22 protein-coding genes and 1 pseudogene are annotated in these 25,262 nt (G+C 71.1%); 11 read left to right on the forward strand and 12 right to left on the reverse strand.

The features are described 5' to 3' along the window. Nucleotides 1-43: 43 nt before the first annotated feature. Together ACSMXV_RS23565 and ACSMXV_RS23570 are read right to left on the reverse strand one after the other, a co-directional pair. Nucleotides 44-1,702 carry a threonine/serine exporter family protein gene (locus ACSMXV_RS23565; RefSeq protein WP_473173290.1) on the reverse strand — a complete coding sequence of 553 codons (1,659 nt, stop codon included), beginning with the start codon at nucleotides 1,700-1,702 and terminating at the stop codon, nucleotides 44-46. A gap of 203 nt (nucleotides 1,703-1,905) precedes the next feature. Further along, nucleotides 1,906-2,397, reverse strand: coding sequence for an inorganic diphosphatase (locus tag ACSMXV_RS23570; RefSeq protein ID WP_053746895.1), 492 nt, complete (start codon nucleotides 2,395-2,397; stop codon nucleotides 1,906-1,908). A gap of 210 nt (nucleotides 2,398-2,607) precedes the next feature. On the opposite strand from ACSMXV_RS23570, the gene dacB reads away from it, so the two are divergent. From dacB to folE, 6 genes are all read left to right on the forward strand, one after another. Beyond that, entirely contained in the window at nucleotides 2,608-4,143 is a 1,536-nt protein-coding gene (gene dacB / locus ACSMXV_RS23575) for a D-alanyl-D-alanine carboxypeptidase/D-alanyl-D-alanine endopeptidase (RefSeq protein WP_473173291.1), read from the forward strand. A 214-nt stretch (nucleotides 4,144-4,357) separates the two neighbouring features. Continuing rightward, nucleotides 4,358-5,482: a zinc-dependent metalloprotease gene (locus ACSMXV_RS23580; RefSeq protein ID WP_181655971.1), complete on the forward strand. Its 1,125-nt coding sequence runs from the start codon at nucleotides 4,358-4,360 to the stop codon at nucleotides 5,480-5,482. Nucleotides 5,483-5,726: 244 nt separating this feature from the next. Further along, entirely contained in the window at nucleotides 5,727-6,776 is a 1,050-nt protein-coding gene (tilS, locus tag ACSMXV_RS23585; RefSeq protein WP_473173292.1) for a tRNA lysidine(34) synthetase TilS, read from the forward strand. 64 nt (nucleotides 6,777-6,840) lie between these two features. Beyond that, nucleotides 6,841-7,404, forward strand: coding sequence for a hypoxanthine phosphoribosyltransferase (hpt, locus tag ACSMXV_RS23590; RefSeq protein ID WP_181656383.1), 564 nt, complete (start codon nucleotides 6,841-6,843; stop codon nucleotides 7,402-7,404). 214 nt (nucleotides 7,405-7,618) lie between these two features. Further along, nucleotides 7,619-9,664 carry an ATP-dependent zinc metalloprotease FtsH gene (ftsH, locus tag ACSMXV_RS23595; RefSeq protein WP_473179044.1) on the forward strand — a complete coding sequence of 682 codons (2,046 nt, stop codon included), beginning with the start codon at nucleotides 7,619-7,621 and terminating at the stop codon, nucleotides 9,662-9,664. Between the two features lie 147 nt (nucleotides 9,665-9,811). Continuing rightward, complete coding sequence (gene folE, locus ACSMXV_RS23600; RefSeq protein WP_181655969.1) at nucleotides 9,812-10,417, forward strand: GTP cyclohydrolase I FolE; 606 nt, start codon at nucleotides 9,812-9,814, stop codon at nucleotides 10,415-10,417. A gap of 138 nt (nucleotides 10,418-10,555) precedes the next feature. On the opposite strand, the gene ACSMXV_RS23605 is transcribed toward folE, so the two are convergent. The 6 genes from ACSMXV_RS23605 to ACSMXV_RS23630 all read right to left on the reverse strand — a co-directional run bounded on the left by ACSMXV_RS23605 (nucleotide 10,556) and on the right by ACSMXV_RS23630 (nucleotide 15,913). Beyond that, nucleotides 10,556-11,044, reverse strand: a complete 489-nt coding sequence (locus ACSMXV_RS23605) for a DUF3180 domain-containing protein (RefSeq protein WP_181865596.1) — start codon at nucleotides 11,042-11,044, stop codon at nucleotides 10,556-10,558. An 88-nt stretch (nucleotides 11,045-11,132) separates the two neighbouring features. Continuing rightward, nucleotides 11,133-11,744 (reverse strand): 2-amino-4-hydroxy-6-hydroxymethyldihydropteridine diphosphokinase, encoded by a 612-nt coding sequence (gene folK, locus ACSMXV_RS23610; RefSeq protein WP_473173293.1) that lies wholly within the window; start codon nucleotides 11,742-11,744, stop codon nucleotides 11,133-11,135. Further along, the gene (folB, locus tag ACSMXV_RS23615) at nucleotides 11,741-12,100 is read right to left on the reverse strand and encodes a dihydroneopterin aldolase (protein WP_473173294.1); all 360 of its coding nucleotides are present in this window, start codon (nucleotides 12,098-12,100) and stop codon (nucleotides 11,741-11,743) included. Before folB ends, folK begins: the two co-directional genes overlap by 4 nt. A 308-nt stretch (nucleotides 12,101-12,408) precedes the next feature. Continuing rightward, a complete protein-coding gene (locus tag ACSMXV_RS23620) occupies nucleotides 12,409-12,972 on the reverse strand; it encodes a nuclear transport factor 2 family protein (RefSeq protein ID WP_473173295.1) in 564 nt (187 codons plus the stop codon). Beyond that, nucleotides 12,969-13,829 (reverse strand): dihydropteroate synthase, encoded by an 861-nt coding sequence (folP, locus tag ACSMXV_RS23625; protein WP_473173296.1) that lies wholly within the window; start codon nucleotides 13,827-13,829, stop codon nucleotides 12,969-12,971. The genes ACSMXV_RS23620 and folP overlap by 4 nt, the downstream gene beginning before the upstream one ends. 224 nt (nucleotides 13,830-14,053) lie before the next feature. Next, the gene (locus ACSMXV_RS23630) at nucleotides 14,054-15,913 is read right to left on the reverse strand and encodes a phosphatidylglycerol lysyltransferase domain-containing protein (RefSeq protein ID WP_473173297.1); all 1,860 of its coding nucleotides are present in this window, start codon (nucleotides 15,911-15,913) and stop codon (nucleotides 14,054-14,056) included. A gap of 413 nt (nucleotides 15,914-16,326) precedes the next feature. On the opposite strand from ACSMXV_RS23630, the pseudogene ACSMXV_RS23635 reads away from it, so the two are divergent. Next, nucleotides 16,327-16,455 (forward strand): annotated as a pseudogene (locus tag ACSMXV_RS23635) (amino acid ABC transporter substrate-binding protein); the annotation flags it as partial. 337 nt (nucleotides 16,456-16,792) lie between these two features. Then, nucleotides 16,793-18,004, forward strand: coding sequence for a coiled-coil domain-containing protein (locus ACSMXV_RS23640; RefSeq protein WP_473173298.1), 1,212 nt, complete (start codon nucleotides 16,793-16,795; stop codon nucleotides 18,002-18,004). A 302-nt stretch (nucleotides 18,005-18,306) separates the two neighbouring features. On the opposite strand, the gene ACSMXV_RS23645 is transcribed toward ACSMXV_RS23640, so the two are convergent. Continuing rightward, nucleotides 18,307-19,590 (reverse strand): PH domain-containing protein, encoded by a 1,284-nt coding sequence (locus ACSMXV_RS23645; protein WP_473179045.1) that lies wholly within the window; start codon nucleotides 19,588-19,590, stop codon nucleotides 18,307-18,309. A gap of 170 nt (nucleotides 19,591-19,760) precedes the next feature. Continuing rightward, a complete protein-coding gene (locus ACSMXV_RS23650; RefSeq protein WP_473173299.1) occupies nucleotides 19,761-20,357 on the reverse strand; it encodes a PH domain-containing protein in 597 nt (198 codons plus the stop codon). Nucleotides 20,358-20,388: 31 nt separating this feature from the next. On the opposite strand from ACSMXV_RS23650, the gene ACSMXV_RS23655 reads away from it, so the two are divergent. Continuing rightward, complete coding sequence (locus ACSMXV_RS23655) at nucleotides 20,389-21,540, forward strand: NADH-quinone oxidoreductase subunit D (RefSeq protein WP_473173300.1); 1,152 nt, start codon at nucleotides 20,389-20,391, stop codon at nucleotides 21,538-21,540. A gap of 13 nt (nucleotides 21,541-21,553) precedes the next feature. Here ACSMXV_RS23655 and ACSMXV_RS23660 read toward each other — a convergent pair whose 3' ends face one another. Next, nucleotides 21,554-22,726, reverse strand: coding sequence for an SAM-dependent methyltransferase (locus ACSMXV_RS23660; RefSeq protein WP_473173301.1), 1,173 nt, complete (start codon nucleotides 22,724-22,726; stop codon nucleotides 21,554-21,556). Nucleotides 22,727-22,844: 118 nt separating this feature from the next. On the opposite strand from ACSMXV_RS23660, the gene ACSMXV_RS23665 reads away from it, so the two are divergent. Beyond that, complete coding sequence (locus ACSMXV_RS23665; RefSeq protein WP_473173302.1) at nucleotides 22,845-24,065, forward strand: sensor histidine kinase; 1,221 nt, start codon at nucleotides 22,845-22,847, stop codon at nucleotides 24,063-24,065. 94 nt (nucleotides 24,066-24,159) lie between these two features. Further along, on the forward strand, nucleotides 24,160-24,843 hold the full coding sequence (locus ACSMXV_RS23670) for a response regulator (protein WP_473173303.1): 684 nt from the start codon (nucleotides 24,160-24,162) through the stop codon (nucleotides 24,841-24,843). Between the two features lies 1 nt (nucleotide 24,844). Here the strand turns inward: ACSMXV_RS23670 and ACSMXV_RS23675 are convergent, their stop codons facing one another. Continuing rightward, on the reverse strand, nucleotides 24,845-25,258 hold the full coding sequence (locus tag ACSMXV_RS23675) for a beta-eliminating lyase-related protein (RefSeq protein WP_473173304.1): 414 nt from the start codon (nucleotides 25,256-25,258) through the stop codon (nucleotides 24,845-24,847). Nucleotides 25,259-25,262 lie beyond the last annotated feature (4 nt).

Raw genomic sequence — 25,262 nt, forward strand, 5'->3', positions numbered from 1 at the left:
GCCGTCTTGGTTCCTCAACTGATGGCTGAGGTGACCTGGGGACTCAGAAACCTCTGGTTCGCTTGGCCGCTCGGCGGCCCTCCGCCGTGGCGCCCGGCACCCGGAGGAACAGCCGGGAGATCTCTGACCCCAGGTTCACGCCGATCGCGATGGCCATCGCGAGCGCGGCGGCCTTGGTGAGCGAGACCATGCCCTTGTCGACGTTGTTCTGAGCGATCGCCAGAAGGCCGAAATACGTGGCAGAACCGGGCAGCAGGGGGCCGATCGCGGCCGTGACGTACGGCAGCGCGGACGCGAACCGGTAGCGCGACAGGAGCTGGCCGAAGAGGCCCACCAGGCCCGCCGCGACCGCCGTCGACGCGACGGGCGAGAGGCCCCCCGCGTAGTGCAGCGCGCCGTAGACCACCCAGGCCACGCCGCCGTTCAGCGTCACCAGCAGCACGGTGGACCGTTCCTGCTGGAGGAGCACCGCGAAGGCCAGTGACAGCAGCATCGACGCGGCGATCTGCCACACCGGGCGCTCGACGGTGAGCAGCGCCGCGTCAGGATTGAGCTTGGCGCCGAACTTCACGCCGAAGTAGAGCACCACCAGGACGCCGGTGACGATGCCGACGAACAGGTACAGAACCTCCAGCAGACGCGCTGAAGCGGTGATGTAGTAACCGGTCAGCCCGTCCTGCACGCCCGCCACGAGGGCCCGCCCCGGCAGCAGTGCGAAGAGCCCACCGGTGACCACCGCGGAGGCCGCCACCGGGACGTGTGCCAGCGTCAGGGCGATGCCCATCGCGGCGGGTGGCATCGCGGCCACCACGAACTGGTAGAACTCCGGCAGCCCGCGCCCCGCGCAGAGCCAGGCGAGCCTGTCGCCCAGAATCGCGCCGACTGCCGCCGCCACGAAGACGATGAAGCCGCCGCCGACCAGAATCGACGCGGCACCCGCGAGAAGGCCGCCCGCCGCGGTCAGCACCCAGCCCGGATACGGGTGCCGGTTTCGGCGGATCTCCGCGAGGCGCCGGTAGGCCTCCTCCAGGGAGATCTCGGTGTCCGGGTCGCTGATGTCGTCGACCAGCCGGAAGACGGCCGCGAGCCGCGTGTAGTCGGTGCCCCGGCGGCGGACGATCCGCGAGGCCGTCACCGGATCGTCCACGAGCGACGGCTGGTGCGTGATCGACAGCTGCGTGAACGTGACGGTCGGCTCGCAGCGGTCCAGGCCGTAACTGCGGCAGACGGCGAACATCGCCGCCTCCACGTCCTCGGCGCCCTCACCGCCGGCGAGCAGCAGTTCGCCGATACGCAGGGTCAGGTCCAGCACACGCGGTACCGCAGGCCCGGACTCGTCGTCGTGCTTCTGTACGGGTTCCGGCGCCGGGCGCTCGGCCACCGGCATGCGCAGCATCGTGCGCATACGGTCCTGCCAGGGAGCCTCCTTGGTCAGCCGGACCATGGGGATGCCCGACGGCGGTGTGAACGTGGGGATGCTGTGCCGGGCGCTGTACGCGCTGGGTGTGCTGAACGCCGAGCCCTCCGGCTCCGCGGTGGCGGCCGGAGGCGAGGCCAGCCCGTCCGGGATGGCGAACTCGGACGTCGTCTGCGACTCGTCCTCGGCCTCCGGTGGTTGGGACACCACGCCGGTCGGCTGGGTGAACGCGCTCCTCGCCTCGTCCGACTGCGGCTTGCGGTCCTCCGCCTCGGGGTGAGCCACTGACTGTTGCCCTCCTTTTTGCGGCTAAACCGCCGCCGCTCTCGCGGACCTGGTTGCTCGCCGTCGTGGTTCCTCAATTGATGGTTGCTGTCGCAATACGCCCCAGTATGCGCACGCGAGGGGCACCACCCGTCCGGCGCGGATGCACGAACGGGCCGCGCGGTCCCGTGAGGGATCACGCGGCCCGTTCGGGAACGCGGGGGTCAGTGACCGCCCTGCTCCTTCAAGCGCTTGTAGGAACGCTCGATCTCGGCCTCGGCGTCCGCGCGGCCCACCCAGTTGGCGCCCTCGACGGACTTGCCGGGCTCCAGGTCCTTGTAGACCTCGAAGAAGTGCTGGATCTCCAGGCGGTCGAACTCCGACACGTGGTGGATGTCACGCAGGTGCTCCACGCGCGGGTCGTGCGCCGGGACGCACAGCAGCTTGTCGTCGCCGCCCGCCTCGTCCGTCATCCGGAACATGCCGATGGCACGGCACTGGATGAGGCAGCCGGGGAACGTCGGCTCGTCCAGGATGACCAGGGCGTCCAGCGGGTCGCCGTCCTCGCCGAGGGTGTTCTCGACGAAGCCGTAGTCCGCCGGGTAGCTGGTCGAGGTGAAGAGCCGACGGTCCAGGCGAATCCGACCGGTCTCGTGGTCCACCTCGTACTTGTTCCGCGATCCCTTCGGAATCTCGATCGTGACGTCGAACTCCACCGGTGGCTCCTCCATGATCAGCACATGCATGCACATACATCGGGTGGTGCTGCATCCTCCCGGGGCCGTATGTGTCAACGGCTCCGCCGCAGGGCCCCCGGACACCCGGCCGGACGTGTGGCCGGGCCTGCCGTGGAGCGGTCCCGCGGCAAGACGCAGTGATTAAGTGTCCCTCACGCAAGTGTGTGATCGCGAAAGGGGCTGGTGCTCGTGCCAGAGCTGACGGCTGGGCGGTTCGCGAGGCGGTGCGGGGTACGGTTCGCGAAACTCACAACCTGGCAGCTCACGGGGGGCGCGGCCGTGGTCGGCCTGGCCCTCGCGGTCGGCTCGGTTGCCGCGGCCGGTCCCTGGGACTCCGGCCAGCGTACGGCCGAGCGGGACCGGGCCGCCGCACTCGAGGACGGGGGTGGCACAGATCACGGCAGCCCCGCCTCCCGTAAGGACGGCAACGGAAAGGACACGCGGGCCCGGAAGACACCGGCGGCCGCCCCGAGCGCTCCATCCGTACTGGCCGCGCTCGCGGCACCCACGGGCACGGGCTCCGCACCGGTCCCCGACGAGCGCGCACTCGCCAAGGCGCTCGACCCGCTGCTGAACAGCGGCTCCCTGGGCGCCCAGCGCACGGCCGCCGTCGTCGACGCCGCCACGGGCAAGCAGCTGTACGGCAAGGGGGCGGGCGAGGCCCTCACGCCCGCGTCGACCACCAAGATCGCGACGGCTGTGGCGGTGCTGACCGCGGCGGGCCCGGACCACCGCATCACGACGCGGGCGGTCGTCGAGCCCGGCTCCGACAAGGTCGGGAAAGTCGTGCTGGTCGGCGGTGGCGACCCGACGCTCACTGCCCGCAAGGACGCGGAAGGCAACGCGAGCCTGCGCGCTCTGGCCGACGACACCGCCCGCGCGCTCAAGGCCAGGGGCGTGGAGAAGATCTCCCTCGGTTACGACACGTCGCTGTACTCGGGGCCGCTGCTGCACCCCATCGGCCCGAACTGGAACATCGCGCCGGTCAGCGCGCTGATGGCCGACGAAGGCCGCCTCGACGACTCCGCAAGCGGTCCGGCGCCGCGCAGCGGGGATCCGGCGGCGGATGCGGCGGGTACGTTCGCGGAGCTGCTGCGCGACCGCGGCATCAAGACCGAGACGCCCGACCCGTCCTCGGCCAAGGCGTCGGACCATGCCGAGTCACTGGCCTCGGTGCAGTCCCCGACCCTGGCGGCGCTGGTCGAGCGGATGCTGACGAACAGCGACAACGACATCGCCGAGGCGCTGGCCCGGCAGACGGCGCTCGCCACGGACGAACCCGCGAGCTTCGACGGCGGAGCGAAGGCGATCAGTACGCAGCTGAAGAAGCTGAAACTCCCCCTGTCCGGCGCTCAGTTCGCCGACGGCAGTGGCCTGAACCGTGCCGGCAGGCTCAGCGCGAGCCTGCTCACCGCGCTCCTCGCCCGCGCCGCCGACCCGGACCACGCGGAGCTCCGCCCGGTCCTGACAGGCCTGCCGGTCGCAGGCTTCACCGGCACACTGCGCAACCGTTACGCCGACGACGCGGACGCCCCTGGCACCGGCCTCGTCCGCGCCAAAACCGGCACCCTGACCGGCGTGAACACCCTCGCAGGCACAGTGGTCGACACAGACGGCCGCCTCCTGGCATTCGCTTTCCTGACGACCGGCACGACAGACCCGAAGACGGCCCAGTCAACGCTGGACAGAGCAGCGTCAGCACTGGCGGCCTGCGGCTGCAACTGACCGATACCGCTGTGGGCAATCGTTCCTCCTCCAGCTACCGCTGAGGGTGCCCCCAGGAGGTGCCCCAGACGATGGGGGTACCTCCCATGCCCTTGAGGCAATAGGGGAGGGCGGGCACAGCACCACGACGCACGGTGCCGTCGACCCGGAGGTCCGCCAAGGCTGGGGGCTCCAACAACCTCCGCAGCCGGACATGCTCACGTACCGTTGACGCATGACGAGCATCGGTGGTGCCGAGATGGTCGACTGGAATCTCGCGGTGGCGACCGCGACCCGGCTCGTACGGCCGGGTCCCGAGGTAACCCGCGACGAGGCCCGCGCCGTCGTCGCGGAGCTGCGCCGGCATGCCAAGGCCTCCGAGGAGCACGTCCGGGGGTTCACCCGGTTGGGCACCGACGAGGCCCACGACACCCCCGTACTCGTCGTCGACCGGCCCGGCTGGGTCCGGGCCAACGTCGCCGGGTTCCGCGAACTCCTCAAGCCCCTCCTGGACAAGATGCAGCAGCGCCGCGGCGGCGGCCCGGGCGGGGCCGTCCTCGGCGCCGTCGGCGGCAAGGTCACCGGCGTCGAGCTGGGCATGCTGCTGTCCTTCCTCGCCTCGCGCGTCCTCGGCCAGTACGAGACCTTCGCCCCGGCGACGCGCGAGCTCCCGGCCGGCAGCAACGGCGGCGGCAGGCTGCTGCTCGTGGCGCCGAACGTCGTCCACGTGGAGCGCGAGCTCGACGTGGACCCGCACGACTTCCGGCTCTGGGTGTGCCTGCACGAGGAGACGCACCGCACCCAGTTCACGGCCGTTCCCTGGCTGCGCGACCACCTCGAGGGCGAGATCCAGTCGTTCCTTGCCGAGACGGACGTCGATCCCATGACCGTCCTCGAGCGGATCAGGGAGGCCGCGCAGTCGCTGGCCGGCGGCCGCCCGGAGGGCGAGGAGGACGACGGCGGCCACTCCCTCGTCGAGCTGGTGCAGAGCCCCGCCCAGCGGGAGATCCTCGGCCGGCTGACCGCCGTGATGTCGCTCCTCGAGGGCCATGCGGACTTCGTGATGGACGGCGTCGGCCCGGCGGTCGTGCCGTCCGTGGGCGAGATCCGCGAGAAGTTCCAGCAGCGCCGCGCCCGAGGCGCCTCCCGCCTGGACGTGGCCCTGCGCAAGCTGCTGGGCCTCGACGCGAAACTGCGGCAGTACAAGGACGGCGAGCGGTTCGTACGGTCCGTCGTCGAAGAGGTCGGCATGGACGGCTTCAACCGGATCTGGACCTCGCCCAACACGCTCCCCACCAAGTCCGAGATCTCCAAACCGGCGGACTGGGTCGCGCGGGTGCACCGCAAAGCGGAGTCGTGAGCTGGGATGAGCCGGGCAGCGACGATCTGGATGCACCGACCGCGAAGAACGCCCGTTATCACCCGTCCGAGGGACCGTGAGGCTTGAGAAGGCGTGCAATGCTCGGGTAACGGCTCGGCTCTGTCACCATCGAACCACTCTGAGTGACTGAACGGCCCGTGCGAGACGGGCGGCCGGCGCAGGCACTCGGTGACCGAGTGACAGATTCCGAGGCACACTCCCGAACTCCCGAAGGGAACCGGACATGGGTCCCCATCCAGCGGTCGCGGCGATACGCCTGGCGGTCCGCCGCGTCCTCCACGACGTCCTCATCGACCTCAGCGCCCAGCGCACTCCTGAGCCCCATGCGGCCCACGCCGAGCGCGCGCCCGGGGATGCCCTGGTACTCGTGGCCTGCTCCGGCGGCGCCGACTCCATGGCGCTCGCCTCCGCCCTCGCTTTCGAAGCCCCCAAACTCGGCATCCGCGCCGGTGGCATCACCGTCGACCACGGTCTGCAGCCCGGCTCTGACCTCCGCGCCGCCGAAGTCGTCGCGCGGCTCACCGCCCTCGGCCTGGACCCCGTCGACTCCGTCGTCGTGTCGGTCGGCCGCGACGGCGGTCCCGAGGCTGCCGCCCGCGAGGCCCGGTACGCGGCGCTGGACGCCGCCGCAGAGCGCCACGGCGCCGCGGCGATCCTGCTCGGCCACACCCGCGATGACCAAGCGGAAACCGTCCTGCTGGGCCTCGCCCGCGGCTCCGGCATCCGCTCCCTGTCCGGAATGGCTGCTGTTTCCGGGGGACCGGGAGCCGCCGGCCGTTACCGCCGCCCCTTCCTGCACCTCGACCGGCAGACCGCCCGCAAGGCCTGCATGGTCCAGTCGCTGCCCGTCTGGGACGACCCGCACAACACAGACCCCGCGTACACGCGCTCGCGCCTGCGCCACGAAGGCCTGCCCGCCCTGGAGAAGGCGCTCGGCAAGGGCGTCGTGGAGGCCCTCGCCCGCACGGCCCAGCTCTCCCGCGACGACGCCGATGCCCTGGACGCCTGGGCCGCCGAGGCCGAGGCCTCCGTCCGCGACGCCTCCGGCCTGCTGGAATGCGCCAAGCTCTACGCGCTGCCGCCCGCCGTACGCCGCCGCATCCTGCGCCGCGCGGCCATCGCCGCGGGCGCCCCGGCCGGTTCGCTGTTCGCCCGCCACATCGAGGAAGTCGACCGGCTGATCACCGGGTGGCGCGGTCAGGGCGCCATCAATCTCCCCGGCCGGGTCGTCGCCCAGCGGCAGGGTGGCAGACTGGTGATTCGGCAAGGCTGACGAAGAGCCCCGGTACGCCTGGTACGGCAGACGACCGGGACGTCGGCGGACACGACCGAAAGTGATGCGGGTGGACGCGAAAGACATGGGTGCCGATCTCAAGTCGGTGCTCATCACCAAAGAAGAGATCGACGCGAAGCTGGCCGAGCTGGCCGCGAAGATCGACGCGGAGTACGCGGGCAAGGACCTGCTGATCGTCGGTGTCCTCAAGGGCGCGGTGATGGTCATGGCCGACCTGGCCCGTGCGCTGTCCACCCCCGTCACCATGGACTGGATGGCCGTGTCGTCGTACGGCGCGGGCACCCAGTCGTCCGGTGTCGTGCGGATCCTCAAGGACCTCGACACCGACATCAAGGGCAAGCACGTCCTCATCGTCGAGGACATCATCGACTCGGGGCTGACGCTGTCCTGGCTCATCTCGAACCTCGGCTCGCGCGAGCCGGCGTCGCTGAAGGTGTGCACGCTGCTGCGCAAGCCGGAGGCGGCCAAGGTCGCGATCGACGTGGAGTGGGTCGGCTTCGACATCCCCAACGAATTCGTCATCGGGTACGGCCTGGACTACGCCGAGAAGTACCGCAACCTCCCGTTCGTCGGTACGCTCGCGCCCCACGTCTACGGCGGTTCCTGAGCGGCGACGGGTGTTCCCTCAGCCGGTGGTCCGGGTGTGCCCGGGCCCACAGGACATTCGGGAACCCCCAGGCGTTTTCCGCCGTTGGACCATCCGAGGCGGTATTGCCGGTCTTCTCCGCAGCGTCGGGTGACGATCCTGGGGTACCGTCCGAAGAACAGTCTTTATCAAACTCACTATGGCAGGAGGGACGGAGCGGCACCGCTCCGTATGGATGGACGTGAAGCGATACTTCCGTGGGCCGGTCATGTGGATCGTGCTGGCCGTCCTTGCCGTGGTCGTGTTGATGCAGGTCGTCGGCTCGTCCGGCGGCTACAAGACAGTGGACACCGGTCAGGTCGTCCAGGCCATCAACGACAACCGGGTGAAGTCGGCCAAGCTGACCACCGGTGACGAGCAGACCATCAAGGTCGAGCTGAAGGATGGCCAGAAGGTCGAGAACAGCGGCAAGATCCAGGCGAGCTACATCGGCGACCAGGGCGTCGACCTCGCCAAGGACCTGCAGGCCAAGTTCGAGGACAAGCAGATTCCCGACGGCTACACCGTGTCGCCGTCGAAGCAGAACCCGTTCGTCGGGATCCTGCTCTCCCTGCTCCCCTTCGTCCTCATCGTGGTCGTCTTCCTGTTCCTGATGAACCAGATGCAGGGCGGCGGCTCCCGGGTCATGAACTTCGGGAAGTCCAAGGCCAAGCTCATCACCAAGGACACCCCGAAGACGACGTTCTCCGACGTCGCGGGCTCGGACGAGGCCGTAGAGGAGCTCCAGGAGATCAAGGAGTTCCTGCAGGAGCCGGCGAAGTTCCAGGCCGTCGGCGCCAAGATCCCCAAGGGCGTGCTGCTGTACGGCCCGCCTGGTACGGGCAAGACGCTGCTCGCGCGCGCCGTCGCCGGCGAGGCGGGCGTGCCGTTCTACTCGATCTCGGGTTCCGACTTCGTCGAGATGTTCGTCGGTGTCGGTGCCTCCCGGGTCCGTGACCTGTTCGAGCAGGCCAAGGCGAACGCCCCGGCGATCGTCTTCGTCGACGAGATCGACGCCGTCGGCCGGCACCGCGGTGCGGGCCTCGGCGGCGGCCACGACGAGCGCGAGCAGACGCTGAACCAGCTGCTCGTCGAGATGGACGGCTTCGACGTGAAGGGCGGCGTCATCCTGATCGCCGCCACCAACCGGCCCGACATCCTCGACCCGGCGCTGCTGCGCCCGGGCCGCTTCGACCGGCAGATCGCCGTCGACCGCCCGGACATGCAGGGCCGTCTGGAGATCCTCAAGGTCCACCAGAAGGGCAAGCCGGTCGCCCCGGACGTCGACCTGTCGGCCGTCGCGCGGCGCACCCCGGGCTTCACGGGTGCCGATCTGTCGAACGTGCTGAACGAGGCGGCGCTGCTGACCGCCCGCAGCGACAAGAAGCTGATCGACAACCACTTCCTGGACGAGGCGATCGACCGCGTCGTGGCGGGCCCGCAGAAGCGGACCCGGATCATGTCGGACAAGGAGAAGAAGATCACCGCGTACCACGAGGGCGGTCACGCCCTGGTCGCGGCGGCCTCGCCGAACTCCGACCCGGTCCACAAGATCACGATCCTGTCCCGCGGCCGTGCCCTGGGCTACACGATGGTCCTGCCGGACGAGGACAAGTACTCGACCACGCGCAACGAGATGCTCGACCAGCTGGCGTACATGCTGGGTGGCCGCGCGGCCGAGGAGCTCGTCTTCCACGACCCGACCACGGGTGCGGCCAACGACATCGAGAAGGCGACCGCGACCGCGCGGGCCATGGTCACGCAGTACGGCATGACCGAGCGGCTCGGCGCGATCAAGTTCGGCGGCGACAACACCGAGCCGTTCCTGGGCCGCGAGATGTCGCACCCGCGGGACTACTCGGAAGAGGTCGCGGCGCTCGTCGACGAAGAGGTCAAGAAGCTCATCGAGAACGCGCACAACGAGGCCTGGGAGATCCTCGTCGAGAACCGCGACGTCCTCGACAACCTGGTCCTCGCGCTGCTGGAGAAGGAGACGCTGAACAAGGAGCAGATCGCCGAGATCTTCGCTCCCATCGTCAAGCGCCCGGCCCGTCCCGCGTGGACCGGCTCCTCCCGGCGTACGCCGTCGACCCGTCCGCCGGTGCTCTCCCCGAAGGAGCTGTCGCTGACGACCGGTGCCAACGGCTCCACGCCCGCGGTGACGGCAGGCGCGGCTTCGGAGGCGGCACCCGTGTCGTCGACCGAGATCGCTCCGGCCCCGGAGGAGCGCACCGACAGCTGACCGCCTCGGCCCCACCGAGGGTGATCACTTCGGTGGTCGCGCAGCTCACAGCTGTACCGGAATGATGCCGCGCCCCCCAAGGTTTTAGCCTTGGGGGGCGCGGCATTGTCGTTTGCCCGTATGCGACACCACAGGAACGAGGCACACATGACCGACCCCGTGACGCTGGACGGCGAGGGCACCATCGGCGAGTTCGACGAGAAGCGCGCCGAGAACGCCGTACGCGAATTGCTGATCGCGGTCGGCGAGGACCCGGACCGGGAGGGCCTGCGCGATACGCCGGGGCGCGTGGCGCGCGCGTACAAGGAGATATTCGCCGGTCTGTGGCAGAAGCCCGAGGACGTCCTGACGACGACGTTCGACCTGGGGCACGACGAGATGGTCCTGGTGAAGGACATCGAGGTGCTCAGCTCCTGTGAGCACCATCTCGTGCCGTTCGTGGGGTTCGCTCACATCGGGTACATCCCGTCCAACGACGGCAAGATCACCGGGCTGTCGAAGCTGGCACGGCTCGTGGACGTCTTCGCGCGCCGCCCGCAGGTGCAGGAACGTCTGACCACGCAGATCGCCGACTCGCTGATGGAGATCCTGGAGCCGCGCGGGGCGATCGTGGTCATCGAGTGCGAGCACATGTGCATGACCATGCGGGGTGTGCGCAAGCCCGGGGCCAAGACGATCACCTCGGCGGTCCGTGGCCAGCTGCGGGATCCGGCCACGCGCGCTGAGGCGATGAGCCTGATCATGGCGAAGTGAGCGCGCTTGCAGGTGCCTCGTGAGAGGCGTTTCCTCCATCGCACGGAGGACCCTGGTGCGGTGCCGCCCGGGTGCCGGGTGCCGGGTGCCGAATGCCGGGTGCCGGGTGCCGCTCGGGTCCGGGGCCCGCGCGGCGGTTTACGTCGCCGGCGTAGCGCCCTGGCCGGGGGTGTCCTCGTCCTCGGGAAGCTTGCACACACGCTCCATGAAGAACGCGGCCGCGATCACGGCGATACCGGCGAGGACCGAGAAGCCCGCGTAGATCGCCTGGTCGCGGCGGGCCGGGACATCGAGGGACTCCAGCAGGAAGACGCCCGCCCCGCCGTACATCCCGGAGACGAGGGCCGCGACGAGTGCGCTGGCCTGGCCGAAGACGACGGCGCGGGCCGCCATCAGCGGGTCGACGCCCTTCGCACCCGGGCGGCGCTCGCGCTGGGCCCGGAGCCGCGTCCGGATGGAGAGCGCCGTCGCCAGCAGGACGACGGCGATCAGCGCCAGCACGATGGGCGCGGCCAGCGGAACCCGCGGCAGGGTGCCGACCGAGTCCCACAGCCGGGCGCCCGCCCAGGACAGCACCCCGGCTACCACGAAGAGGCCGGCCAGCACCCTGATGCGCAGCTGTTTCACGTCGTCCCTTCGTCGCCACCGGCCTTCGCAGCCCTCGGCGAAAGCTTGGTCCGCTCGACCCTAACGTGGGTCCGGTAGACCCTAACGACTATTCGGGCAGCCGGAGTTCCAGGTCGGCGCGCGGCGTCACACCCGCTCGGGTGACGCCGGCCAGCAGCTGGGCGACGGGGCCGCGGCCGGGCAGCTGGGCCTCCGGCTCGACGTCGTGCCACGGCGCGAGGACGAAGGCGCGCTCATGGGCGCGCGGGTGGGGGAGCGTCAGCGTCGGGTCGTCCGAGACCACGTCGGCGTAGGCGACGATGTCCACGTCGATCGTGCGCGGGCCCCAGCGCTCGTCCCGTACGCGGCTGAAGGCCTCCTCGATCGCGTGCGCGCGATCCAGGAGCGAGGAGGGCGGGAGGGTGGTCTTCACGACGATCACCGCGTTGAAGTAGGCGGGCTGGCTGCCCGGCTCGACGCCCCAGGGCTCGGTCTCGTAGACGGGGGAGACGGCCTTGACGCGCATGCCCGGCGTGTCCTCCAGGGCGTCGATGGCGCCCTGCAGGGTCTCCAGGCGGTTGCCCAGATTCGACCCCAGGGAGATCACAGCCCGTTTCGGATTGCTCAGGGTCGTGTCGGCGGCGTCCACCTGTTCCACCACGGACGCGGGCACTGGCTGGACGGTCGGGTCGCTCTGTCCCCAGCTGACAAACGCAGTCATACTCGGCTCCGGGTGATCGTGACGGTCACGTCGTCGAAGGGCACGGTGATCGGGGCGTCCGGCTTGTGGACGCAGACCTCGACCTCCTGGACCCCGTCGTGCTTCAGGCAGGTGCGCGCGATGCGGTCGGCCAGCGTCTCGATGAGATCGACCGGCTCGCCCTCGACGACGGCCACGACCTCCTCCGCCACGATGCCGTAGTGCACGGTCTTCGCCAGGTCGTCGTCGGCCGCGGCAGGCCGCGTGTCCAGCCCCAGCACCAGGTCCACGATGAAGACCTGGCCCTCCTCGCGCTCCTTCGGGTAGACGCCGTGGTACCCACGGGCCTTGAGGCCGCGCAGCGCGACACGATCCACGCGAATCACTCCTGCAGTCGTCGGACGGTTTTCATTTGGCGGACACGACCTGTTCCCCACGGCCGGGGCGCCCGGCCGCAGTGGGGTCAACGCCCATGATCCGAACCGCCTCGTCCGAGAGCGGTTGGCTCACCAGCACGGTCGAATCTACCCGTGAGCACCGACAATCCCAGCCCACGGAGGGTCAGGGCGGGCTGGATCAAGGGCCCTCCGGGCGGCCGGACGTGGCCACGACCGGGGTGGTAGCCGTCCATACCCGGGCCGACGTGATTCCAACCACTCCTCGTCCCTGCCAGGCCCCTACCCACTCAGGCGGGGGTCTCGTCGTCCTCGTCCCCGTTGGATTCGGCCAGTACGGGAGAGGCGTGGTGGGACCAGAGCTTCCAGCCGGCCGAAGTGCGGCGGAACACGTTCGTGGCGACGACCAGCTGGCCGACGAGCGGGCCGGGTTCGGGGCCGCCGTCCGGGGCGGGGGCGCCGCTGAGGATGTTCTCGGTACAGGTCACCAGCGCGGTGTCACCGCTGACCGAGACGTGCACATCGGTCAGGAAGAACTGGATGTACTCGGTGTTCGCCATGATCAGCGCGTACGACCTGAGGACCTCGCCGCGGCCCGTCAGCAAAGGCCAGCCGGGGTGCACGCAGGAGATCTCGGGCCGCGCGGAGACCACGGCGTCCGGCATGTCCTCCTCGTCGGTGATGTCGGTCTCGTCGAGTGCGTCTGCCGTGACCGCGGCATCCGCTCCGTCCTCGCTGTCCGAGGCTGTCAGCCACAGGGCCGACAGCTCCTCGAAGTCGCCGCGCTCCATCGCCTCGTAGAAGGCGGTGTTGGCGCGTTCGACCTGCTCGACGTCGGTACGGGGGCCGGTCACCGGGCTCCTTCTACGGCGCGGGCGACGCGGACCGCGTCCGCGGTGGCCCGGACCTCGTGGACACGTACCGCCCACGCGCCCTGGTGGGCGGCGATGGCCGAAACCGCGGCGGTGGCGGCGTCCCGCTCCCGGGCGGGCGGCGGGGCGCCGTCGGGGCCCGCCAGCACCTGGCCGAGGAACCGCTTGCGGGACGCGGCGACCAGCAGCGGGTAGCCGAGCGCGTGCAGGCGGTCCAGGTGCGCAAGCAGCGCCAGATCGTGCGCGGTCTCCTTGGAGAAGCCCAGGCCCGGGTCGACGACGATCCGGTCCGGGGCGATGCCGCCCCCGATGACGGCCTCCACGCGCGCGTGCAGCTCCGATACGACTTCGGCGACCACGTCGTCGTACGTCCCGGGGATGTTCCCGCCCTCCAGGAGCCCGCGCCAGTGCATGACCACGAACGGCGCGCCGGCCTCGGCGACGACGGGGACCATCGCGGGATCCGCGAGACCGCCGCTGACATCGTTGACGAGCGCGGCACCGGCCGCCAGGGACTGCTCCGCCACGGAGGCGCGCATCGTGTCCACGGAGACGGTGACGCCCTCGGAGGCGAGGCCGCGGACGACGGGGATGACCCGGCGCAGCTCCTCGTCGGCGTCCACCCGGGTCGCGCCCGGACGGGTCGACTCGCCGCCGACGTCGATCAGGTCCGCGCCCTGCGCGACGAGGTCGAGGCCGTGCTTGACGGCGGCCGTCGTGTCGAACCAGCGGCCGCCGTCCGAGAACGAGTCGGGGGTCACATTGACGACGCCCATGACCGCGCAGCGGTCCCACTTGGGCAGACCGGTCACCTGGCCGTGGCTACGCAACGTACTCATGGCTTCCAGCCTAGGCCCGAGGGCGGGGTGCTTGGGTCTCCCCGCCTCGGCGGGGGATCACTCTTGCGGCCAGGGGCGGGGCGCCCCGATGCGCCTGCGGCGGGGCTTTCCCGCCTCCGGCGGGGGCTGTGGGCCGCACCGCGGCCGGTTCCCATGCACCCGCCCTTTCTTTTGCCCGCCTTGGGCGGGGTGTGTCCGGCGGAACGTGCCCGAACCCCGCGCCCCTATGGGGCCGCCTCGACCCTCCGCCTCCGCCCCACCTCCGCCCCATGCGCGCACTGCCGCCGCGCCTGCGCACCGATGCCGGTGAGCCGGGTCAGCCTCGGTGTCACGAAGCCCTCCGCCTGCAGCGCGGCGAAGCCGATACGCGGCAGGTCCCGGGTGCTGCGGAACACCACGAACCTCGGCTCCCAGCGCGGGTGGAACTTCGCGTTGAACCTGTACAGCGACTCGATCTGGAACCAGCGCGAGAGGTACACCAGCAGACCGCGCCAGGCGCGCAGGACCGGGCCCGCACCGAGCTTCTCGCCGCGCGAGAGGGCCGAGCGGAACATGGCGAAGTTCAGGGAGACGCGCTCGATGCCGAACCTCGGGGCGGCCTGCAGTGCCGCCACGATGAGCAGTTCGTTCATGCCGGGGTCCGCGGCGCGGTCGCGGCGCATGAGGTCGAGCGAGACGCCATCCGTACCCCAGGGGACGAAGTGGAGTACGGCCTTCAGGTCGCCGTACGACCCCGGTGCCGGGTCGTCCCGCCCGTCTCCCACCACCGCCCTACCCGAGGCTCCCCCAGAGCCGAAAGCCTGGGGGGACCCCCATCGCGCCGCCCCTTCGATTCTGTGCGCCGTCGCGATCAGGCAGTCGCCGTCGGCGGCGTCGCCCACGCGTCCGAGGGCCATGGAGAACCCACGTTCGGTGTCGGTGCCGCGCCAGTCGTCGACGGCTCTCCGGATCCGGTCCAGCTCCTGGTCGCCGAGATCACGGACGCGCCGTACACGGGTCTCGTAGCCGGCCCGCTCGATCCGCCTCACCATCTGGCGCACATTGCGCATCGCGCGCCCGGAGAGGGAGAAATCCGCGACGTCCACCACCGCTTCGTCGCCCAGTTCGAGCGCGTCCAGACCGGTCTCGCGGGCCCACACCTCGCCACCCGTCTCGGAGCAGCCCATGACGGCGGGCGTCCACGAGTGGATCCTGGCCTCGTCCATGAAGCGCTCGATCGCGCCAGGCCAGGCCTCGACGTCGCCGATGGGGTCGCCGCTGGCGAGCATGACGCCGGATACGACGCGGTAGCACACGGCGGCTTTGCCGCTGGGCGAGAAGACGACGCCCTTGTCGCGGCGGAGCGCGAAGTGGCCGAGCGAGTCGCGGGCGCCGTGCCGGGCGAGGAGCTCGCGCAGCCGCGCCTCGTCGTCCGCGGTGAGGCGCGCGACCGGGTGCTCCGGCCGGAGCGCGAGGTAGATCGTGGTGATGGCGGTGAGCAGGCCGAGGGCCCCGAGCGAGTACGCGACCGTCCATGACGTACGACCGGTGTAGTCGACGGGGCCCTCGAAGCCGAACAGTCCGTACAAGACGTGCTCGAGACGCTCCGCGAGACTCGGGTCGCCGACCGTCTCGCCGGGGTGGACGCTGACGATGACCAGGCCGAGGGCGAGAGAACCGGCGCCCACGAGGACGAAGTTGGCGAGCGCGAGCCAGCGGCTGCGCGGATCGGGCAGCGCCGCGAACTGGTCCCGGTGGCGCAGCAGCAGCGCCAGCAGCACGAGGGAGATCAGCACGCCGACGATCGAGTGCCGGTACAGGAACTCCGCCACGGCGCCGGCCGGCAGCAGCCCCACGGCGGCCCGCCAGGCCCGCCGCTTGTGGCGCCGCAGCCCGTGGGCGAGGAGCAGAAGCAGGATGCCGGCGCTGAGCGAGAGGGCGGCGGCGAACGGGCCGAGCGCGCCCGGCAGTACTTCTGTGATGGCGTGCACGCGGCTGTGCCGGAAGCGCGGGAAGACGCCTGCCGCGATGTCTACCAGGCCGACGAACGTACAGGCCCGGGTGACGATGGCGGGCACGGCGTCGGCACGGGGGCCGCGAAGCATGCGCCCGAATGTGAGGGGCTGAGGCTCGGTGTGCCGAAGCGTGCCTGCGTCTTCGGGCGCCAAGTGCCCGCGAATCCTGCCGCCCTGCACGGTGCCGTCAGGAGTCATGCCCGATATGCCCCTATCTATCCTGGCGGGCATCGTCTCCCGTAGCTCTGCCAACACCTTGTCGGCCAACACCTTGACCCCAGGCGGTTCCGGGGGCCCATGAGGCCCGACGCCGAACCGGCGTCGGGGGGACGGTGCGTTCTCTAGGAGGGCGCACCGGCGGGGCGGGTTCACCCAGGGAAGGACAACAGGGGGAAAAGCGACGGCAAAGGTATGCAGGGGGTACAGGCCTGGGTCCGACGAACGACCGCAACAGCCGGCACGCGGTCGTGTCGGGCGGTTGTGTCTGCGGTCGGCCGGCTGCCCGCGAGATTCAGGAACGGGAGTGGGAGAAGGGCGCAATCGACGTCGTTCCCGAATACGCCGCGACACTCGCCGAATTCCTCGATCTCAAGGAGAACGGGCCGAACACGAAGCAGGTCGCCTCGAGTGATGAGGTGGTGCTTCACCGCGAATTCCGCACTCACCGCGAACGCGTTCTGGTCGACCGTGTCGCCCGCCGGAAGCAGCTTTAGCCCCCGCGTGCTCCACGAGCCTCCGCAACGCGGTTCGCCGCACGGGGCGTCGGGCTGCCGGTCGCATCACGCGGGCAGCACCGATATAGCCGACGTACTGGGGAAGTTGACGAAGACAATCACGACGGCCGGTCTCGTCGAACTCGGCGGGTAGGTCAACGCGGAACGCAAGCTGATCAAGAAGGGCGCGACCGGCGTACCATGTTTTTGCCTGCCGGGGCACCATGATTCGCCTACGCGCGGTAAGTTTCTGGCCATGCCACGTGGACGTCACCGCCATTCGCCACCCCTGCACAGGCTGCTGCCGCCCTCGACGATCGCAGGCGCCTCGCTCGTCTGCGCCGCCGGCGCCTGGTTGTTCACGGAGCCGGTGGTGCTCCGTGGGCTGGCCGGGGCCGCCGCGGCGGTGACCGTCGCGGGTGCGGTCGTCATGCGCCGCTGGGACCGGCTGGCGGGCAAACGTGTCGCGGAGCTCATTCGGGCGCGCCAGAGCGACGAATGGCGTTACGAGGAGCGGACGGCCGAGCTCGAGTCCGACCTCGACGAGTCGCGTGAGCTGCGTATCAAGCTGGAGCACAAGTTGCGGGCGAAGCGCGCCGAGCTGGCTGCGCTGCGCACCGAGCACGCGGCACTGCTGCGGCGTTACGCGACCGCGGAGACCGAGCGGGCCTCCGCGCTGGAGGGACGGCGGCTGCTGGCCATAGAGGCGGCGGCCCCGGCGAGGGCGTTGCCGCCGGCGGGCGGGGCCACGGGGGCCGGGGTGGCGCCGGCGTCCACGGTGCTCGCTCCCGCGGGGGCTGCGTCCAGGGTTCCCGCTCCTGCGGAGCCTGTGTCCAACGAGCGCGCGTCCGACGGGTCCGCGGGTGCGGGGCCTGAGCCCGCCCGGCGCGTGTCCGCGGCTTCCGGCCAGGCGGCTCCGAGTCCGGAACTCTTCCTGCGAGCCAACTCCGCGCTGGACCGCCTTGCGAGGGGTGGCGCGTCGGTGAAGACGGACTCGGCCGGTACCGGCCGGGCGGAGAGCGGCAGGGCCCCGGCGGAGCATGCGGCCGCCGGCGAGCGCGCTGCCGCGCGGGAGGGCGCTGCCGCTGGGGAGGGTGAGTCGCAGGGGAAGTCCGTGGCGGCCGGCGAGCACACGCGCGCGGCCGCCGCACCCATCGGCCACTATCTGGTGCCGACTGCCGCGGCGGTCGTACCGCCCGCCCCCGCGCGACGCCGAGCGGTCGAGGGGAGCTTCGACTTCTTCGGCACCAAGAGCGTGGCGCCGGCCGCACTCGCAGCGGTGCAGAACCAGGACCTGGCGGACGTCGTCGGCGAGGAGGTTCTGGCCCTCCACAAGTCGGAGGCCGAGGCCGAGTTCAAGCCGGCCACCGACAACGGTCGGGCGGTCGGCCAGGTCATCGACCTGACGGAGCACGACGAGACTGAGCAGATCGACGTGGCGGACCTGAGGTCGGCGCTGCAGGCCTGACGGCGTTTCGTCTCGCGAGGGCACGAGGGCACCCGCCGTCGTGTGGGGTACCCCCCATGCACCTCCTGGGGGCACGCCCCAGCGGTAGCTGGGGGAGGAACGCCTGCCCGCCCACAACGGGAGGGTCCCGCCGCCCGGGTGTCAGCCGCCCTCCGGTCGAAGGTGACGCACATCCCGGCGCTGCCCGACCCGCCCACCGGCAGGTTGCGCAGCGCCGCCGACCGTGAGCCGTCGCACGGGTCCCGAACCGCCCACCGGAAGACGGCGAACGCACCCGCGTGCGGGCCGCCGCAGGCCGTCGCTCAGGCCATCCAGCGGTCCGGGCGGGCCTTGCGGCGGCCCGTACGGGAGCGGTCCGCCTGGGCGTGGAGGAGGGTCGCCGCCTCGGCGGCGTCGCGGAGGCCGGCGGTCACGGTCTTGTTGGCGCCCGTGTCCACATGGACGTCGGCCAGCGACCGGGCGCGCTGCCAGGGCCCCTGGACAAGCCGTACGCTCTGCACCTTCGCGTGCGGCACCAGCGACAGGCTGCGGCGCAGCAGCCCGTGGCGCGAAGCGAACACCGTGTCCGTGACGGCGAGACCGTAACCACGCCACCAGAACGGTGCGCACCAGCGCGCCCGGCTCGGCGGGCGGGACAACACGCCCGGCACCGTCACGCCCGGCAGAACCCGCGATATCACCGTCTCCGCGACCTCCCGCGAAGCCACCGGAACGAGTATGGAGTTGGACGAACCGGCCACGTCGAGCTCGACACGGACCCAGCCGCGCCGCCGCCACAGCAGCGGTTCGATGATGCGGACGGTCTGCACCCGGCCCGGCGGCACGGTCTCGTGCGTACGGTCGAGCAGCCCGTGGTCGATACGGAGCCCGTCCGGGGATTCGGCGACCGTCCAGTCGTACTCGCCGATGAACCGGCCCACACTGTTCGCCCCGGCGGCGCCCAGCAGCGGCAGTGCCGTGGCCAGCACCGTCCACACGTTGTGGGTGGCCATCCAGATCAGCGGCGGTACGACAAGCGAGGCCAGCAGCATCACCCAGGGCGCGCCGGTGAGCAGCAGCGACACCGCGAGCATCCGCGGCGGAACGTGCACCAGCCGCTGTGCCGGGGCCTCGCCGACCTCCTGTGCCGTCTCGGGCGCGAACCCGGCGGCGCGGGCGAGGAGTTCGGCCCGGAGGACGCGGGCCTCCTTCTCGCCGAGATAGGCGAGTTCGTCCTTCTTGTCCGTCCCTATGACGTCGAGTCTGAGTTTCGCGACGCCTGCGAATCGGGCCAGCAGGGGCTGGGTGACGTCCACGGCCTGGAGCCGGTCGAGGCGGATATGGGCGGTACGGCGGAACAGCAGCCCGGTGCGGATGCGCAGTTCCGTGCCGGTGACGGCGAAGTGCGTGTACCACCAGGTCAGAAAGCCGTAGAGGGCGGCGACCGGTATCAGTACGGCCAGGCCGAGCAGCAGCGTGAACGTGGTGAGCTCGGTCAGCCGCCGTTGCGCCTGGTCCGGGTCGTGCACCGCCCAGCCGGCGACAACGGCGATGGGCGCCCACGCGCGCCGCAGGGGCGTGACGGGATGCAACCGCCGCTCGGCCACGCCCTCGCCGTCGCCCCGGCCCGTACCCGTGCCGGTGCCCGTACCCGTGCCCTCGGCTGTGTGCGTCCGGCTCGCGGCGGCCCCTGGCTCCTGCGGCTGGTCCGCAGCCGGCCCCTCGTCGGCCGGTCCGGGGTTCGAGGGCGCCTCGCCGTTCGCAGACCCCTGGCCGTTCACAGTCCGGCCGATCGGGCTTCGCCCAGTTCCGTGAGGCGGTCGCGCAGGCGTTCCGCCTCGGTCGGGAGCAGGCCGGGGATGCGTGCGTCGGAGGCTGCGGCCGCCGTGTGCAGTTGCACGCTTGCGAGGCCGAAGTGGCGTTCGACCGGGCCCGACGTGACCTCGACCAGCTGCATCCTGCCGTACGGCACGATCGTCTCCTCCCGCCACAGCACACCCCGGCTGATCAGCAGGTCGTCCGCGCGCTCCGCGTACCGCCACGAGCGCCAGTTGCGTCCCAGCATCGACCAGCCCCACACCAGCAGCGCGAACGGCACCAGTGCGAAGGCCGCCCAGCCGGGACCGGCGAGCAGCCCCGGCAGCAACCCCGCCGCCACGGTCAACGGCACCAACCACACCACGAGCAACAGCCGCCGCATCCGCAGCAGCCCCGGCGGCAGTCCCGTCCACTCGGGCTCAGCCCCGGCGTTTCCTGTCCCAGCGGCCTTTACGCTGCCCCCACCGCCAACGCCAACGCCAACCCCAGCCCGGGCCTCGGCTCCATTCCCCGCCCCGGCCCCGGTGCCGTCCCCTGCCCCAGTCCCCGTCTCCATACCGCAAGCCTACGTACGAGAGACTGTTCCCATGACTCCTACGACGGAGACCACGATCGGCATCGGCGGCGCCGCCGAGAGCACCGACATGGTGCTCAACATCGGTCCTCAGCACCCGTCAACGCACGGCGTGCTGCGGCTGCGGCTCCTCCTGGACGGCGAGCGGATCCGGCATGCGGAGCCGGTCATCGGCTATATGCACCGCGGTGCCGAGAAGCTGTTCGAGGCGCGCGACTACCGGCAGATCGTGATGCTGGCCAACCGCCACGACTGGCTCTCCGCGTTCTCGAACGAACTCGGTGTCGTGCTCGCCGTCGAGCGCATGCTCGGCATGGAGGTTCCGGAGCGCGCGGTGTGGATGCGCACGCTGCTCGCCGAGCTGAACCGCGTCCTCAACCACCTCATGTTCCTCGGGTCGTACCCCCTTGAACTGGGTGGTATCACCCCGGTCTTCTACGCGTTCCGGGAGCGCGAGGAGCTCCAGGCCGTGATGGAGGAGATCTCCGGCGGCCGCATGCACTACATGTTCAACCGGGTCGGGGGCCTCAAGGAGGACCTGCCCGCCGGGTGGCTCGGGCGGGCCCGGCACGCCGTCGCCGACGTCCGCTCCCGCATGGACGTGTACGACCGGCTGGTCCTCGGCAACGAGATCTTCCGCGGCCGCACCCGCGGCGTCGGCGTCCTCACGCCGGAGACGGTCCACGCGTACGGCGTGAGCGGCCCCATCGCCCGCGCGTCCGGCGTCGACTTCGACCTGCGCCGCGACGAGCCCTACCTCGCGTACGGCGAGCTCCAGGACACCCTCGAGGTCGTGACCCGCCAGGAGGGCGACTGCCTGGCCCGCTTCGAGTGCCTCCTTGAGCAGACGCACATCTCGCTCGACCTCGCCGACGCCTGCCTCGACCGCATGGCCGAGCTGCCGCCGGGCCCGATCAACCAGCGCCTTCCGAAGGTCCTGAAGGCGCCTGAGGGACACACGTACGCCTGGACCGAGAACCCCCTCGGCATCAACGGCTACTACCTGGTCAGCAAGGGCGAGAAGACCCCGTACCGGCTGAAGCTCCGCTCCGCCTCGTACAACAACATCCAGGCGCTCACCGAGCTGCTGCCGGGCACGCTGGTCGCGGACATGGTGGCGATCCTGGGGTCGATGTTCTTCGTCGTCGGGGACATCGACAAGTAGCCCGACCAGAGCGTCACCCGTCGGTACGTACGTCCCCGGCCGGCACGTCCACCAGGTCCGCCGCTACGCCGACGGCCTGCAGGAGCCAGCCGAAGTCGCCGAGTCCGCCCGGCGCGGTGAGCTCGGCGGCTGCCCCCGCGTCCGCGAGGGCGCGTACGTACGCCGCAGGATCCGACGAGGCCAGGGACAGGGGCGGCCTCGCCCCCGTCACGCCCAGCGCCCGCAGGGCGGCGCGCTGGGTGACAATCCGGGCACCCGGCAGCGCGCACGCGTCCAGCGCGACATGCGCCGTGATGTCGCAGGAGCCGTCCGGCACCGGCGTCGTCTCCCGGCCCTGGCGGAAACCGGTCAGCGTTCCGAAGGGCGGCCGCGCGTCCTTGAGGTGGGCGTAGTCGACGGCGACGGCGAGCCCGCGGGCAAGCGTGGCGACGGCGGCGGCCCATGCGTCGTCCCGGGGGTGACCGATCTCGGCACGCAGGCCGGGTTCGGCGTGCGGCGGCCCGGGTGCTGCGTATGCCTCGGGGCCCGCGTCCGACTGGCCCCCCGCGTCCGACTGGCCCCCCGCGTCCGACTGGCGCCCCGCGCCCGACCGGCCCCTGGCTCCAGACCGGCCCCCGGCGCTCGACCCGCCCCCCGCCCCCAACGGCCACCACCGCGCGAGCCACTCCGCGTCGCGGCCGTCGACCGGAGCCCCGAGGTTCTCGGTGCCGTCCGCGCGTACGAGGACCAGCCGCGGCACACCGGCGGAGTCCGTCTCGACGACATCCAGGGGGACGTTGTCGAGCCACTCGTTGGCGAACAGCAGCCCCGTCACATCCCGGGGCGGTTCGGCAAGCCACTCGATCCGGTGGTCGAGCCCGGCCGGTCTGGGCACGGCCAGTTCGACCGCGTACGCGCGCGTGCGGGCCGCCGGATCGGGGGGCAGCGCGGCGAGAACCCCCGACACGAGCTCACCCCGGCCCGCGCCCATGTCGACGAAGGCCAGTTCGGCGGGGTGCCCCAGCGCCTCGTCCACCCGGCACAGCAGCCGTGCCACCGCTGCGGCGAAGAGCGGCGACGCATGCACTGACGTGCGGAAATGGCCCGCTGGACCCTCCGGCCCACGATAGAAACCGGCCGGCCCGTACAGCGCCTCGACGGTGGCCTCCCGCCAGCCGCACCCGTCCTCGTTCCGCTCATCCGTCACGGCGCCAGGTTATGTGCAATGGCCATGCGGACCTCCACCTTGGGGAGTACAAGGCCGAGGTACGGATCGCACCTCCGGTTGACTCCTGTGCTCTGCACGCTTCCCTACTCTGGGTGACGTGCAGCGCGTCTACGACTTTCTCCACAGGCACCCGACATGGGTCGACGTCTTCTGGGCCGTCGTCCTCCTCGGGATCGCCGGCGTGCATGTCGTGGGCGGGCTGAGTTCTCCGCGGGAGGAGGATCCGCCCCTCGCGTCCGTCCCGATCGCGCTGGTCCTCTGCCTCGTCGTCGCCCTGCGCCGCCGTATGCCCGAGAAGATGCTGCTGGTCGCGGCGGCGACGGGCGTGGCCCAGCTGATCCTGGACGTCGAGGTGATGCCCGCCGACTTCGCGATGCTGGTGATCATCTACACCGTGGCGGCGGACGGGGGCGGCCGACGCTGGGCGTCCCGCCTCGCGCTGTTCGGCGGCCTGTGTGCGGCGCCGCTGTCCGAGCTGCGCTGGCCGGCGGAGAATGTCAGCGGCGCGGGGCACGTGCTCGTCACGGTCTTCCAGACCGTGCCCTTCGCGCTTGCCTGGGTGCTCGGCGACTCCCTCCGCACCCGCCGCGCCTACCTCGACCAGCTCGAGGAGCGCGCCGCCCGCCTGGAGAAGGAGCGCGAGGCGCAGTCCAAGGTCGCGGTCGCCGCCGAGAGGGCCCGGATCGCCCGGGAACTGCACGACGTCGTCGCGCACAACGTGTCGGTCATGGTGGTGCAGGCGGACGGCGCCGCCTACGTCATGGACACCGCACCCGACCAGGCGAAGAAGGCCCTGGAGACGATCTCCGGCACCGGCCGCCAGGCGCTCGCGGAGATGCGGCGGCTGCTCGGCGTGCTGCGCACCGGGGAGCACGAGGAGAGCGGCGAGTACGTTCCACAGCCCGATGTCGAGCAGATCGACGAGCTGATCGAACAGGTACGCAGCGCCGGCCTGCCCGTCGACTTCAAGGTCGAGGGCACCCCGCGCCCGCTGCCCAGCGGCGTGGAGCTCACCGCGTACCGGATCGTGCAGGAGGCGCTCACCAACACCCGCAAGCACGGCGGCCCCAACGCCGGGGCGAGCGTGCGGCTCGTCTACTTCGACGACGGCCTCGGCCTGCTCGTCGAGGACGACGGCAAGGGCGCCCCGCACGAGCTGTGCGAGGAAGGCGGGCCCGACGGCAAGGGCCACGGCCTGATCGGCATGCGGGAACGCATCGGCATGGTCGGCGGCACGCTGGACGCCGGGCCGCGGCCCGGGGGAGGCTTCCGTATCAGCGCCCTGCTGCCGCTCAAGCCCGCCGGCTGGCACGGTTGACACGTTCTCATGTCTCTGACCTCCTCATGTGTCTGACCTCCGCTCTCACGTCTTCTCCTCATGATCTTCTGAGGTCCACGAAGGGACTCACCCCATGCCGCCGATCCGCGTGATGCTCGTCGACGACCAGGCGCTGCTGCGCACCGGCTTCCGGATGGTGCTCGCGGCCCAGCCCGACATGGAGGTCGTCGCGGAGGCGGGCGACGGCGTCGAGGCGCTTCAGGTGCTGCGGTCGACCGCGGTCGACGTGGTGCTGATGGACGTCCGCATGCCGAAGCTGGACGGCGTGGAGACGACCCGCCGCGTCTGTGCGGACGGGCAGCGGGAAGGCGCGCCGAAGGTGCTGATCCTCACCACCTTCGACCTCGACGAGTACGCCTTCTCGGCGTTGAAGGCGGGCGCCTCCGGATTCATGCTCAAGGATGTGCCGCCCGGCGAGCTGCTGGCCGCGATACGGGCCGTGCACAGCGGCGACGCCGTCGTCGCGCCGTCCACGACCCGGCGGCTGCTCGACCGTTTCGCGCCGATGCTGCCGACCACCGGCAAGGAGCCGCAGCACAAGGAGCTGGAGCGGCTGACGGACCGCGAGCGCGAGGTGATGGTGCTGGTCGCGCAGGGCCTGTCGAACGGCGAGATCGCGGCGCGGCTGGTTCTGTCGGAGGCGACGGTGAAGACGCACGTCGGCCGCATCCTCACCAAACTGGGGCTGCGGGACCGGGTACAGGTGGTCGTCCTCGCGTACGAGACGGGGCTTGTCCGGGCGGGCGGCGGGGCCTGACTCAGTCGGTGCCCTGCTCGGCCCAGGTCGTCGGGCCAACGCGGGACGTTTCACTACCCACCTGCGGCGTTCCCGCCGGCGGCGTACGGCAGCCGGGACTCGGTCGTCGGATGGACCGTACGCAGACCGCTGAGGGTCTCGAGGGCGCCGCGCTCGTGCTGCTCCGGGTGCGGGAGGGGATGCAGGCGACGGTGGGGTTGCCGGTGCGCCCTGCCCAGCAGCGGAGCGCCACCTGCTGTGCCATCGTCCCGGTGGGAAAGAAGGCCCCGGCATCCTTGCCGAGCAGCGAGGCGACGCGGCGCTCCAGTTCCTCGACGACACCATCCCCGTAGACGTCGGAGGCCTCTTCGAGGTCGTATACGGAAGGTGCGCCGTCCGTCAGCTGAGCGAGCTGTTCCCGGAGGGTGCTCTCCATCGCT

It is taken from the genome of Streptomyces sp. DSM 42067 (genome assembly GCF_055792885.1).